General features: G+C 45.3%; 14 protein-coding genes and 1 pseudogene. 8 read left to right on the forward strand and 7 right to left on the reverse strand.

Annotated features, from left to right (window positions below; genetic code table 11):
- Window positions 1-393 precede the first annotated feature (393 nt).
- Window positions 394-1,131, reverse strand: coding sequence for a hypothetical protein (locus tag AM1_RS07430; protein WP_010475938.1), 738 nt, complete (start codon window positions 1,129-1,131; stop codon window positions 394-396).
- Window positions 1,132-1,166: 35 nt separating this feature from the next.
- A complete protein-coding gene (locus AM1_RS07435; protein WP_148215693.1) occupies window positions 1,167-1,679 on the reverse strand; it encodes a hypothetical protein in 513 nt (170 codons plus the stop codon).
- Between the two features lie 23 nt (window positions 1,680-1,702).
- Between AM1_RS07435 and AM1_RS07440 the strand changes: the two genes are divergently transcribed.
- A complete protein-coding gene (locus tag AM1_RS07440) occupies window positions 1,703-2,446 on the forward strand; it encodes a sugar phosphate isomerase/epimerase family protein (RefSeq protein WP_012162205.1) in 744 nt (247 codons plus the stop codon).
- On the opposite strand, the gene AM1_RS07445 is transcribed toward AM1_RS07440, so the two are convergent.
- A complete protein-coding gene (locus tag AM1_RS07445; protein ID WP_012162206.1) occupies window positions 2,440-3,243 on the reverse strand; it encodes a class II glutamine amidotransferase in 804 nt (267 codons plus the stop codon). The two genes, AM1_RS07440 and AM1_RS07445, sit on opposite strands and share 7 nt — an antisense overlap.
- Window positions 3,244-4,968: 1,725 nt before the next feature.
- Here AM1_RS07445 and AM1_RS07460 point away from each other — a divergent pair.
- On the forward strand, window positions 4,969-6,762 hold the full coding sequence (locus AM1_RS07460) for a S8 family peptidase (RefSeq protein ID WP_041659340.1): 1,794 nt from the start codon (window positions 4,969-4,971) through the stop codon (window positions 6,760-6,762).
- 26 nt (window positions 6,763-6,788) lie between these two features.
- Here AM1_RS07460 and AM1_RS07465 read toward each other — a convergent pair whose 3' ends face one another.
- The 4 genes from AM1_RS07465 to AM1_RS07480 form a co-directional block, all read right to left on the reverse strand.
- On the reverse strand, window positions 6,789-7,055 hold the full coding sequence (locus AM1_RS07465) for a hypothetical protein (protein WP_012162209.1): 267 nt from the start codon (window positions 7,053-7,055) through the stop codon (window positions 6,789-6,791).
- Window positions 7,056-7,999: 944 nt separating this feature from the next.
- Window positions 8,000-8,563, reverse strand: coding sequence for a Uma2 family endonuclease (locus AM1_RS07470; RefSeq protein WP_012162212.1), 564 nt, complete (start codon window positions 8,561-8,563; stop codon window positions 8,000-8,002).
- 37 nt (window positions 8,564-8,600) lie between these two features.
- Window positions 8,601-9,725 carry a DNA replication/repair protein RecF gene (gene recF, locus AM1_RS07475; RefSeq protein WP_012162213.1) on the reverse strand — a complete coding sequence of 375 codons (1,125 nt, stop codon included), beginning with the start codon at window positions 9,723-9,725 and terminating at the stop codon, window positions 8,601-8,603.
- A 6-nt stretch (window positions 9,726-9,731) separates the two neighbouring features.
- Window positions 9,732-10,361: a ribonuclease D gene (locus tag AM1_RS07480; RefSeq protein WP_012162214.1), complete on the reverse strand. Its 630-nt coding sequence runs from the start codon at window positions 10,359-10,361 to the stop codon at window positions 9,732-9,734.
- Window positions 10,362-10,481: 120 nt separating this feature from the next.
- On the opposite strand from AM1_RS07480, the gene AM1_RS07485 reads away from it, so the two are divergent.
- The 6 genes and pseudogenes from AM1_RS07485 (at window position 10,482) to AM1_RS07505 (ending at window position 13,673) form a co-directional block, all read left to right on the forward strand.
- Window positions 10,482-10,751, forward strand: a complete 270-nt coding sequence (locus AM1_RS07485) for a YciI family protein (RefSeq protein ID WP_010482184.1) — start codon at window positions 10,482-10,484, stop codon at window positions 10,749-10,751.
- Window positions 10,752-10,768: 17 nt separating this feature from the next.
- Window positions 10,769-10,897, forward strand: a pseudogene (locus tag AM1_RS42065) (DUF5615 family PIN-like protein); the annotation flags it as partial.
- Window positions 10,869-11,291, forward strand: coding sequence for a hypothetical protein (locus tag AM1_RS07490; protein ID WP_012162217.1), 423 nt, complete (start codon window positions 10,869-10,871; stop codon window positions 11,289-11,291). The pseudogene AM1_RS42065 and the gene AM1_RS07490, both read left to right, overlap by 29 nt.
- A gap of 169 nt (window positions 11,292-11,460) precedes the next feature.
- Window positions 11,461-12,315, forward strand: a complete 855-nt coding sequence (locus AM1_RS07495) for a hypothetical protein (protein ID WP_012162218.1) — start codon at window positions 11,461-11,463, stop codon at window positions 12,313-12,315.
- A gap of 103 nt (window positions 12,316-12,418) precedes the next feature.
- Window positions 12,419-12,841 carry a hypothetical protein gene (locus AM1_RS07500; RefSeq protein ID WP_012162219.1) on the forward strand — a complete coding sequence of 141 codons (423 nt, stop codon included), beginning with the start codon at window positions 12,419-12,421 and terminating at the stop codon, window positions 12,839-12,841.
- A 184-nt stretch (window positions 12,842-13,025) separates the two neighbouring features.
- On the forward strand, window positions 13,026-13,673 hold the full coding sequence (locus AM1_RS07505; RefSeq protein ID WP_238549269.1) for a hypothetical protein: 648 nt from the start codon (window positions 13,026-13,028) through the stop codon (window positions 13,671-13,673).
- Window positions 13,674-13,679 lie beyond the last annotated feature (6 nt).

Consider the following 13,679-nt stretch of genomic DNA (forward strand, 5'->3'; position numbering starts at 1 on the left):
AGCGGATCGCCTTCAATCCCAGTAGTGCACAAAGCAATCGGGAGAAAATGTATCTTATGTAACCAAAGGATAATCCGCCTAACGCAGATGTATCGGATAATGCCGGAATCCTTGGAATACTTAAGGTTCCCTCTCTACAGTCAATGAAGGCAGGTGTCTGTGAAGAAGGAGAGGGGCAATCAGATGTTGTGCTCTGCGTATTAAATCTTAACGCAAAACATCCCGAATCTACCGTTGCCTTTGCCAGCCTCATCTAAAGGGCTCTTGTACATTTCAGGATAATTTTTGGTCTTTCAGAATTAATGTCAAATAACAATTCGGGGAACTGAGTTGGGACTGGTTATATTCGATGTGCCAGAGCAACCACAAAACGGACTGCAGTTCATCCATGCGTTATCTGCCATTTGGGTCGGTGTAATCAGGTGCAATATGGCGAATGTAGTCAAGTTCTAATTCCAGCATCGGTATTTTTTCGTTCAGCTTGAACCAAATCACGTTTTCGATCCAAAACCGATATATAAATTCGTCAAAAGATTTGGCTGCGATTGAAGTCGATTCCATACAGTTCTGAACTAATTTTGGAGAAGCCTCAAAGTCAATTGAGTCTAGAAACGGTTCATCATAATCAGCCGAAGAAGAAATAACGAAATGTGGTGCATTCGTTGGGAGATAGATATACCAACAGACGCAAACTTGCTGATCATTTAAAAATCTAAGAATGAAGTCTCCTTGCCGAAAGGGACTTTCAATAATTCTTTCTGGTAAGTCAAAGTAACAAGCTGTGCAAGAAGGAATACGCTCTTGAAATTCAAATGACCGAGCCAAAGTGAGAAATGTACTAGGCAATTCGATCCCAAGGGAAATAGCCTCCCTTTCTATTGTTTTTAGTTGCCTAGCGTATTCGTATTTCGCTTTCTCATCTAAGCGATAATCCTCCATCTCTGCGTCAATAGTTGGATGGAGTGGAGGTAGCCAAGCGCAGTCTGGAGCAAGTTTAGGAATCGGAGGCAGCAGATCATAGGCAGACGATGAGTACGTTGGTTTTGTTGGACGAATGTCGCCCAGGCCAAAGGTAACCCAGTCATATTCAAATAGCGATTCAGCTCTCATACTGCTGACATCCCGAATCATTTCCCCTAGTCATTTATTCCCGTTGAACTGGAGTTTCACACCTTCTTAAGACCATACATAAACTCTCCAGCAATCAGAGAACCTTGAGCAGACTTGAACTCTGTCTTATATCGAACAGGAAAGAGACTTGTTGATGTACCTATGACTGATTGGAGCTGTTCTGCTGTTCGCTGATTCTCTAGTTCAAAAAGTGGGTTTCGGCTAAAAATAAACTCTTCTTCTCGGTAAAAGAGGGTTAAACAGAATGCGTCCTCATTCATAATAAAACCCTTAAGCTCTAAGCCATTATTGGTTGTAATGGTTGCTCGGATGAAGATTCTCATACGGTCTGGGAAAGGGTTGTACTCAAGTAACGTGTACACGCAGTGTTCATTTCCAGGCGAATTTTTTTCCAATAAATGAAGCACTTTTTCTCGATCCAGTCCCCAGCGCTCCAAGTCTGCAATTTCCTCCCAGTCATAATGTTCTGACCATACCGGGTAATCATCAAAGTCTTGCTCCGAGAGTTGACTTTGAGGAAGTACTCGAAACTTAGCTATGTTTGACATGCCTGCTTGCAACATTAACTCTTATGCCGCCCATCTTGGCTTATAACGAAAGCTCTCTGCCTGCTCCATCCTTAGGCGAACGGTTACAGCTTGCAGCTGAACAGCATCTCGCTTTAGAGATTGCCAACCACGGCAACTTAGATCTGGCCCCTTATCTTAAAAGAAATATCCCGATCGCAGCCGTCCAAGCCTATGCCATGCATGACGTTCATCCTCTCCATACAAATGCCCGGCATCGGCAGCAAGCCCTTCATCATGTCTACCAGACATTGGAAGTTGCAGCTCAACTCCAAGCCCCCCGAATCGTGACCGTTTGTGGATTTGGCACTGCTGTGGTTGATTCCCCCTTTGAGCACTGCTTAGACTTTTTCAGTCGTTGTGCCGCTCAAGCCAAAACCCTCGGCATCAAAATTATGATTGAGCCATTAAGTCCGCGACGGTGTACAGCGATGACCGAACCCTACCGAATCGGTCAGCTCGTGGAAACCTTAGCAGAACCCGAGGTATTCACCACTCTGCTGGATACCGGACATCTCCTGGATAGTGGCTACGACCTGGAAGCCTTCTTATCCAACTGGCCTTTTCCCACAGAAGAGCTTCAACTGAAAGGCCCCAATTCAAGCCCGCCTAATTTCTCCTTGGGACAATGGCTAAGGCAACTGCCGTTTCAACCTGCTGTCTTATGTGTGGAGCACCGCCAACCTATTACACTCTCTGGTTTTAATCAGTTGATCTCAGCAATACGCTTGGTGTTTTCCCCTCAATAACGACTGACTTTACAAGCCCAATCATCTTGAAAAATCAGCGGTAACCCATCCTGAAAGACAAGCAGTTCACCGGGTTGGATGGTAGTCCAGGTTTCGTTATCCGTTAGACAAGTGGTGGCGATAATGGCGACGCGATCGCAAGGTGTTGCCAACTCCTGAAAATCAACCGTCAAATCTTCATCAATTAGGTGTGCTGCCGCAAAGGGAGACTGACGAACGATATAGCAAAGTTTGGTGGAACAGTGCACAAACAGGTGTTTTCCATCTGAGAGCAAATAGTTGAAAATCCCATGACTGGCAATGGCCTGGGTCATCTCTTGCAGCACAGGGAACAGCTCCTCCATGGGCGGTTGTTGCTGGGGAAATTTATCTCTGAGCTGATTCATAATCAAGCAGAAGGCTCGTTCACTATCCGTTTGGCCCACGGAGCGATAGGTGCCTAAACTTCCAGATTTCAGAGTGGGTAGGTCCCCATTATGAGCAAATACCCAATGTCGCCCCCACAGTTCCCGCGTAAAAGGATGACAATTTTCTAAGCCCACTGGACCAATGGTGGCTTTGCGAATATGAGCGACAACATTGGTGGACTTAATCGGGTATTCCCGAATCAGTTTTGCAATGGCAGAGGTGGCAGAAGGCTTGTCATCTAGAAAAACTCGACAGGCTGCTCCTTCAAAAAAGGCAATTCCCCACCCATCTTTATGATCGTCCGTTTTGCCACCTCGGGCGCAGAACCCTTCAAAGGAGAAACAAATATCCGTTGGCCCATTACAGTTCATCCCCAATAACTGACACATGAGCGATCGCAAGCAGTTCTACGCCGTCGATTGTAGGTGGAAAGGGAAAGAGGCCGCAACAAAATACCATGCCAATTCCCACAATCTTGCGCGCAAGAAATTGAGCGTTTGCACCTATCTAATGGAGGTGTCCTGTACTGTGTTGAGTATTCGGCAGGTAGAGAGCATCATGCTTTACGACACCATTGGGAAAAGCTACGCCCAAACCAGACAGAGTGATCCACGCATAGTAATAAAGCTGTGAAAAATTTTAGAGCCTTTTCAGGCTTCTCCTGGTTTTCTCACCAGCCAATTCCAATGAACTGAATGAGTGAGCAAAATCGATTAATTTAATCGCTAATCGGTAGCCGTTTTTGACTCACCTACTCAATCTGTTCTATTATTTTCCTCGATCTTTCTTCAGTAAGTTGTCGAAATTGGGGTAGAAATGAGGTTTTTATGAGGCAGAGTGTCTAATAACTCGTTATTTCGATTTATTATCTGACAAATAGCATATAATCCACTGAAATAGGGTGTTATGGGACAGGTGGTATCTAATATTATTTATGGGTGTGTTATGCGATAGTCTGACGTATAACATAGTTAGCTCTCCTGTCTTATCGATAAATTCATAATTTGCAGTCATCTAGAAGTAGCCAGCTCATCTTCTTTTGGCTGAAGTTTGAACACACTTTTAACCAAACGTAACAACAAGACAACACAAAAGAGCACAAAAAAGCATTTTTATTGCGATCCTTTGTTTTTAGACTTTAATTCAGTTACCTCTTCAGGCGTTTCACTGGCGTTTGGAGTTGCTATAGCAATCCTACGTGAATCGTGAGAGGGAGGATCAAGCCAGACAAGGATTCTGTTGCACTCTGTTCTCACAAACGGAATCAGATTGCTATATGGCTATACTTTGAGAGTGCTTTTGGCTATTTTTGGGATGTATTTATGGCTTTCAGTTTCTATACTTCATGGTTCCAGTCTAACCAAGCAATACAGCGAGATGTTCATTGCAGCCTAGAGTTTGAGTTTTTGCAATTATTGCTTACACCTCTGATTGCGTTCCGTTAGACGACTCTATCTTTTGTACTCCCCATATTACTCTTCTAGTGATGGCTAGAAAGCTTGTAGCGTTAGGTCGCGATTGCTCTTGAGTTATCTGTAATTTAGTTATTGGGGAACCAAAATGGCTAGTTGCTGCAGAAGCAGATTAGTCATAGAGATATACGATGTTGTCAGCAAAAGTAAACACTTGACTATGAGCAGTATAGGAGCTACGTCCAATCATCCTGCAAGCCTTGCCTGACATGAATTGCAGCCAAAGAGTGAGAAGCCTCTCATACTCTGACTGAGCAAGAGTTCTAGTTAACTTTTCATACAGTCTCTCAGTCTGATTGTTAATGTTGTTCTGTTTTTGGGGGGCATTTCTAAAGTAAATCCTAAACTAAACTAAACACCTTCAGGCAAAGGTTTTGGGGCATGAATGACAACCCTAAGCATGCTTAACGATGAAAATAGATAGTTCAATTACTCAGTAAAGATTCCAGGATGTCTTTACCTTTACTTTAGAAACAACCTCTTATCTATTTGTTTAATGAGGTTCTTGAACTATGTTCCCAAAATTTGAATGTGTCAGGACATACCGCAATTTTTTAAATCAAAGTATTGAAGTGACTGGTAAACCATCTGAGAGTTCACTATTTATTTTCAGAAAGTCTCATCTAAGGTCCTATTTAAACTATGAACAAGCGCAGTTTTTCGATTACTAATAAAGCTTCTGTCTCTTTATCTTCAATTTTAGATAGTCAGCGTCAACATCAAAGACCTACACCAGCGGCCAGATCGACTGGCTTTTTGAGTGATGCTGAAACACCAACATTACCTCAGGATATTGTGGCGGTCAGTATTAAGGTTAGTGATAAAACAGCCTTTGATGCTAGTTACCCAACATTAGCGCCAGAAGAACAGCTTGTTCCTATTGGGGATGAATTCTACTCAGGTAAATTAAGTGTCTCCCACCTCCAAGGATTACTTAGTCATGCGAATGTAGAGCGCATCGAAACCAAAAAGACTCATAGTCTGACTTTGGATAGAGCCTCTACGGATATTGAGCTGTTAACAGCGGGAGGAAGTCGATCTATTCCCCAGACAGGAAAAGATGTTTTGGTGGGAATCGTAGATTCGGGATTCGATCTGTCTCATCCTATGTTCCGAGACGTTAGTGGTAATCTCCGAGTCGTGGCCTTATTGGATCAGACCAATGGTAATCAAGAATACAATACAAGCCAGTTGCAAACGCAATGGGGGGCCGGTGGCTCTAGACCTGGCGAAGATAAGGATGGCCATGGTACTCATGTTGCATCTATCGCTGGAGGGAGTAAGTTAGACCAATATGAGGGAATCGCGCCTGATGCTAAATTCTTGCTGGTTAAAACAGATTTTACCAATGTGGATTTAGCCGTATCTTGGATTTACGATCAAGCAGATGGCAATCCATGTGTCGTCAATCTCAGCCTTGGGTATCATTTCGGCGCACATGATGGAACGAGTAATGAAGAACGTTTGTACGATACCTTGGTCGGTCCTGGAAAAATCTTGGTTGTGTCCGCCGGGAATGAGCGGAATGACTCGATTCATCTGAATGGCATGTTTGTCCCCAACCAATTGGAAGAAGTTGTCTTTGATATTTTGCCTCGCAATTCCGCCGGCGTTCCTCCCTTTGTGGCTACGACTTTCTGGTATCCGGATAATGATGACTACGAACTAGATTTAATCACACCATCTGGTCAGGCACTTCCAACCCCGACTCTGGGTAATACGGATAGCTATAGCGCTGGAAATCTGAGTATAGAGATTAGCCGAACAGCTTACACCATCAGCGATCTAACACAAATTCAGATCTCTATTAGCTTTAGTAACTTTAGTATTCCTCCTGGTAGCTTGCAGAATTGGCGTTTTCGTATTCGTTGTGTGTCGGCAACTACAGGCAGATTTGATGCCTGGTTTCATAATTCAGGCTTTGCACGATTCCGATCTCATCCTTTAGTACAGGCTCAAGGGACTATTGGTATCGCCGCAACTGCCCGTGGTTGTATCGCTGTTGCTAGCCATGTTTCCAAGAATAGTTGGGATAGTGATGATGGTCCGCAACAAGATCTTATGGCAGTGATGGGTCGCTCTAGTAGTTTTAGTAGTCTGGGTCCCACTCGCGATGGACGATTGAAACCTGAAATTTCTGCTCCGGGCCAATATATTACTGCGGCACTGGCTGAGAACTCAGACTTATCAGATGTTAGTGTCCGAGCTGATGAGACCAATAGTTTGCTGACGATTGAAGGCACAAGCATGTCAGCTCCAGTTGTGACTGGAGCAATTGCATTGATGCTGCAAAAAAATCCTAGTCTAACGCCGGAACAAGTGAAAGAGATTTTGAAAGAGTCTGCTAAAAAAGATGCACATACGCAAGATACAGCTTGGACGCCTGCCTACGGTTATGGAAAGTTGGACATTGCCGCAGCAGTAAGCAGAGTTTAATCCCAACATAATCTCCCCAAGAGAATTTATTTAACATCTTTTTGGGGAGCTTGATACATTTGATGAGCTTGCTTGATCTCGACTATCGCGAGATCTTCTAATGCCTTCACAGCTTCAGGATTTATTTCGGCCGAAATAAATCCTGAAGCAGGGATTTTTAAATTTTCTGCGCCAGATTGCTGTAACTTATTGACTATTTCTTCTTGGGTATGTTCACCACGCGGCGAAATCAGTGCAGGAAGCTTACATGATGATGTATTAGATGGAGAAGTATGGGCAGGTTGTAACCACATGGGCTAAAGATTTAGACTTTACCTCTTAATACTAGCCTCTTGCTGATGAGTTGTTGTGACCTCACTAACAAAGCTGAGTGCCACATGATACCAAAGTAAATAAGCTGTCATTTGTGGGTTGCCCCCAGGGAGAGGTGGGGCGGATAAATCGGCTACATAGATTATTTTCACTTCCCTAGTCTCTTTTGGTGTCGTTTCGCCTAATTCAACCGCTTTGCCAAAAACCCCCCGATAAATGTTGCTTGCTTAATGTGATTATGTCGATAATAGAACTCTTGCACAATTCGTTTCATGATGCTGTTACTCACTTAATTTCTGTCGCGATCTGACTTGAATTTTTAGTCCTCTACCATATCGGTAACTGGATTATGGAAGAGGTCTAATGATGTAGACGATACCATAGGGAAATCTTCTCAGGAACAACGGCGTATCTGCCTATCGAGTACTTTCTAAGCTCTTGGATTCTGAACGACTCGCTGGACAGTCGCATCTACTGCTTCACAAAACTCTCGCCCTAGCTCAGAACGGTTAACCTCATAGAAGTTGGCGGCAGCTTCAACTTCAAGAAGCTGGAGTAAGAAAACGATATTTCTTCAACGAGATAACTTTCCTTTCAGTTCTGAAAGGACACATTCACCATCCACAGCCTCAATTTCACCACGCTGGTAGGAATTTAAGCGATCGTTCGATCTTTCAGCCATGCCTGTAATGAGCTGGATAAAGGCTCTGCCACAGCGTATCAATTAGCTGCGATCTCTCGAATGGTGAAAGCTTCAGAGCTGCTTCCCTGAGGAGAACGCTATCCATAGATTCCTACGCCCCTATTCGTTTTGGTTTATTGAATCAATGACATCTTCGCTACCCCACATTACAGCGATCGCCCTCTTCACCAAACGCGATCTCATGGAAATTTGAAGATATCAGCACATTAGTAAAGCAGATTCCTAGATCTTCAGCCAAGCGAACAAGTTCTCAACTGATAATTGCAGACCACTTGCAAAATCAGGCCCTAGCAATACTTCACTCGCTGCATCGTAAATTTCTATTTCTTGCTTAGGACGATACACAAATACCGTTTTTTCATCAGGGTCAATCAACCAGCCCATCAATGTTCCATGCTGAAGGCAATGCATAATATTCTTCGTTACACGAGTATGGCTTTGGTCAGGCGATAAAATTTCGATCGTCCAATCAGGTGCAAGCGGGAAAGCATTCGCCACTTCTCCACTGTCATCGCAAGGGATTCGATTCCATGTAAACACCGCAATATCAGGAACCGTTGATCGATCTCCAAAAGTGCAGCGTAACTCAGGGAAAGCACAAGCAACTCGTTCTGGCTTAACCACCGCATTAATCGCAGCTAATAGCTCACCTTGGATACGGCTATGTTTTCCTTGAGGCATTGGCTTTTGCAGGATCTGCCCTTCAATATACTCACTAGCCGGTTTGGTCTCCGGTAATCTCAGAAATTCTCCCAGAGTCAGGGATTTAGAGGGAACTTGAACCATATCGCAAAGTTCTAACAGTGCTAGTTACAGAATAGCGTTAGGTTGAAAACTGGACCTGCCCTGCTTTTACCGTCAAGATTTGCGCAGAGTCTAGCCATTTAGCATCAAAAGCACCTAGATGGGTTGTCGTAATCAGGGTTTGAAAGCGAGTCTGAATCGCATCTAAAAGCTGGTTTTGCCGATTCAGATCCAGCTCCGCTAGCACATCATCTAGGAGCAGTAGGGGGGCTTCACCCACCACTTCCTCAATCAGCTTCAGCTCCGCTAACTTCAGAGCCAAAACTAATGTGCGCTGCTGGCCTTGCGACCCATACTGACGGGCTGGAGTGCCATTAATAAGTAACGTCACTTCATCTCGATGGGGACCAACCAGGGATAGACCTTGCAATTGCTCCAGCATCGACTTTTCCTCCAGTTGGCTAAGGAACTGCGGATAGAGCTGCTCAGGAAATTGGGGGTCATAGCTAACGTTAGGAGTGTAGAGAATTTCTAGCTGTTCTTGATGGCCACTAATGGTTTGGTGCCAGTGGCCTGCTAGGGGGACTAACCGCATCAACATCCGCTGACGCCTCTGAATCACCCGTGAACCACTCGCTGCCAGCTGCTGATTCCACAAAACAAGTTGCTGGGGGTCAAGCTGAGGAGCATCATCAGCACGATGGTGCTTCAGATAAGCATTACGCTGCTTAAGGACCTGCTGATATTGCTGCAGCAAATGGGCATAGACAGGTTCCAACTGCACCAGCACTGCATCTAGCCAATTCCGTCGCTCTCCGGGGCCACCCCGCACCAAATCCATGTCGAGACTGGAAAACTGGACAATATTGAGGTGTCCAAGGAAATCGAGCTGGCGACGAATCGTTTCACTGTTCACGGAAACCGTGCGACGGCCATTAGCCCGCAAGGTCAAACTCAAATCGAGAGGGCCACTTTCCCGTTGGAGGGTCGCCGTTACCTGGCTGAGGGATTCGCCGTCTTTAACCAAGTCGCGATCGCGGCTGACTCGATGAGATTTTAAGGTTGAAAGCAGCTCCACCGCTTCTAAGAGGTTGGACTTTCCCTGGGCATTCGGCCCCACCAAAATCGTTTTGGGAGCAGAGAACTCCACCTGCTGGGCGACATAGTTGCGAAATTGGATCAGGTGGAGCTGCTGGAGATACACAAGGGCTTAATGCTCAAAAATATTGTCAAAATGCATCAGGTCAAGGGTGACGATGGTGGGTAGGCACTGGAAGCAAGCCATGGCTAGTTCTAGACGCTCTTCCCGCTCTAACATCTTCACAAGGGTAGCCTGGGCCGATAGCAAATAGCGGACATCATTCGAGGCATAGTTCAACTGCTCTTCCGAGAGGTTTTCTGCATTTCCCCAGTCAGAACTTTGGGCTGACTTGTCGAGTTCTTCACCCACCAACTCTCTGACTAGCTCCTTCAGACCATGACGAGGGCTGTAGGTTCGCACCAATTTACTGGCTATTTTGGTGCAGAAGATCGGCATGGTTTCAATATCAAGGTGATGCAGCAGCGTGGCGATATCAAAGCGGGCAAAGTGAAAGACCTTTAAGACTGTGTCCGACTCCATCAGTTGCTTGAGGTTGGGCGCATCCATTTGTCCCTGGGCAATTCGCACCACGGTGACTTGGCCTTCAGGATTGCAAATCTGTACCAGACAGAGGCGATCACGATGGGGCTTCAATCCCATAGTTTCGGTATCCACCGCAATCCGATCTGCCTGGAGATAGTCCTGGAGAAAGGCGTCGCTAAGATCGCGATCGCAAACCTGAAACTCACTAAGTGCCATTCAATGCCCCCATACGTTCTGATGGGCATTGTACAGAAATTAGGGAAGGTTCAACCAAAATAGCCTCAGAAAAAGCCAGCCTGACCGCTATAATCACCACAGAGTTTTAGGGAAGCGCAAATGCCGAAGTACGTCATGTGGGGTAGCTACTGCGATGGAGTGCTAGAAAAGCGAGCCCCCTATCGCCAAGCTCACTTAGATGGCCTCAATGCCCAAAAAGAAGCGGGAACGCTGATTACGATTGGCCCGACTAAAGATATCAAAATGGTCTTTGGTATCTACGACGCTGAAGATGAAGATACTGTACGCAAGTTGGTGGAATCTGATCCCTATTGGCAAAACGGCATTTGGACCGAGTACGAAATTCGAGAATGGATTCAAGCCCTTTAGGCCATTGCTCCATCGCTGTGAAACTGCTTTTAGATGAAAACCTATCCGACCGCATCATTCACAGAATTAGCGATCTGTATCTAGATTCTGAGCAGGTCAAAGCGCTAGGACTGAAGCATGCAGCGGAAAACGCAATATTTGAATACTGACCTTGAACTTCGATCCCATGAACCCCTAACAACGCTATGCCATGAGTTCGAGAAAACCTGCTGTATTTTGAATCATACCCAAGCTGATAATGGGCACTGGCACGCCATAATAGAAAGTAACCTGAGTGAAGACTCCGGCGCGAATCTTGCGATTCAGGCCATGCTGGCAGTCCTGCCTCAGTTATCCGCTCAGGCTAAACGACAATGGGATAATTGTTACCTTCGAGAATTCGATCTGGGATTTGAATGTGGAGATACATGGGCCTATCCTTATGCCCTAACTGCTGAATCCGTTCGCTTAATTGCAGAGGCTAATTGCTCACTCTCTGTGACCTTGTATCCATTCCGTACCAGTGATGCTGGAGGTAATAAGAGTCTGTCATTCAACTGACTGGAAGAGAAGGAACACTCACTCGCTACAACAATTCCAGGGCTAGATCAGTCTTATAGTCTTACTAAGAAAAATCAAACAGTGATGACGTGCTTCTCTGTCTGAGATGAAGAATGTGAATTGACACCAGAGAATAGTCATCCCAACGAATAAGCCTTTTATTTATCTCATGCTTGCCAACCTAGCGCTTCATACTGCGGCTCGTCATTACTGCCAAACGCAATCAAACTATTGGTATCAACACACAACTGAAATACGGCAAACCATACCTCGTGATCAGGGCAACTATCAGCAGATGTTGTTAGAGAGCTATGCCCGCTCCGATGTGCTCACGATCATCTGCACAGAACTTGAGCGACTCGACCCCGATCACCTCGATGATATTGATATAACTCGCGATGGTCTCCGACCGGCCTTCGGCCATCGCATCGTGCAAATCGGTAGAGATGCTCAGAAAACGCCGTCACATCCCAATATGGGGCAACCGCCACCCCAAATTTCTCAGGCCACAATTGGCGTTAACGTGGACGATGCAATCACAAACGAACGAGAAGCCTTCTGCACCTACATTCAAGAACTCTCAGAGTCCCAACTTCACGCTGTTCAGCCCTTACCTTATCAGCGGGTCTTGTCCCCAGCCGAGCCCAGAACCCTGTGGCAGGGACTCCGCAACCGTTGGAAAATTATCAGCCCCTATTGGCATCCACTCCATCCACGCAACTTGTCAGATATCACAGCCTTTAACACAGATGCATTTGAAGCATTTTGCGAATCTTTCAGCCTGATCGATCGGTTGTCCAATCGCGGCATTACCCGCATTTGGGAACTGCGGGACTATGGAATTGAATACGAGCAGGACATTTCTCTATTTGACCCTGCGTACAATGGCAATGAGGGCTACTGGACATCGAATCGTTTAGACTGGATTGTCTATGCCTCCCATGAAGACTCTACAACCGTTGGGGGATGGTTACTAGAAGAGATTAAAGAGCAATGGCTAGACTGGGAAAAACACACCTGGTAACCCCGAATGTGTAGAGGCAAGAACTTGAGATGTCTATTCGGTGGAGGGCTTTTGCAGCTTAAGCGTCCTTAAAAAGGATGTAGCTTCAGATGCATAATCAGGCATGAAAAAATGGCAAATTATCTATCACCCACAGCGACGATTCAGTCCCGTCAGTTGGTGGGTGCATAAAGCGGTTCATGAAACGCCTCTGACTTCAGAATGGAGGGACGCAGATCAGTATGCCCCCGCCTTTCCGCCCTGTGTCTTTGGAGAAGGATTTCCCTGCCTGCTAGTAACAGTCGATGGGTTTGCTTTAGAGTTTGCCTCATCCTATGAAGTCAGGCACTGCATTGAGATACTGCAGCAAAAACATTTACCGGCAACGAAAAACTTAGTTTGCGAAAACAGTACAACCTATCAAGGGTTTAATCACTGGTTAGCCATTTATCCTGCATCCCTCAAGTCATGGAAACAGCGCCAAAGAACAGTGAAGATCCTTACCAAGACATTAATGGAGTTGGCACAAGCAGGTATTCATTTTTAACTCACGCTTGCAGAAATTTTTCAAGATTGGGCTATAACCCGTCAACTGAAGATTGGGTGTGATATCTATCAATGCATCAGCTAGAGTGAGATGAGATTATACCCAGAATGCTAGGTATAGGATAAAAATTTTCGGCATGATCAAGCCATCTATAATGCCTAAAAACTGGTCGTTAGTATTATTAGTGTTGATCAGCACTCCTCTATTCTGGGCCTGTAATCGGATCCCCATCGTTAGGGAATTCTCAAACGATCAAGCTCAAGCAACCGATCCAAAGCCCGACAAAGTCCTACAAGCCTTTGAATCCATTCCTGGTACTCCTTATCTAGTCGCCAATATCGCACAAGTGAAAGCGGGAAAATCTCGCGTATCTTCTTCTGAATTCTATTCACGCAAGGGGGGCGGTATTGCCAACCTTGTCTTTCTTGATTCTGGTTCTCTAGAATCTCATAGCCTGTTCGACACGAATCAATACACGATTGTTGAAGCCAAACAATATTCTCTCGACGAACCAGCCTCTAATCCAGAAGCAAAGAAGATCAAGAAAACGGCTCGCTTTGTCTATCAGGTGCTAAAGCAGGATACCAATGGAGATAAGTATTTAGACAGCAGAGATCACCGGACTATCGCAATTTCAGATGCGTTTGGTAAGCAATATGTTGAAGTCTTGACGGATATCAGTCAGCTTTTCAACTTACAGCCTTTAACTGGCAATCGCTTACTGGTGGTGTATGTCAAAAATGGAACGAAAATGGCGAGTCTTCTGGATCTCAATCAAAGAAAAATCGTCCAGACCAAGGACCTGACCAAACTAGGGGATGATGTCGAGTAGTTGAAC

Origin of the sequence: Acaryochloris marina MBIC11017, from assembly GCF_000018105.1 — a bacterium.
Lineage (GTDB): Bacteria > Cyanobacteriota > Cyanobacteriia > Thermosynechococcales > Thermosynechococcaceae > Acaryochloris > Acaryochloris marina.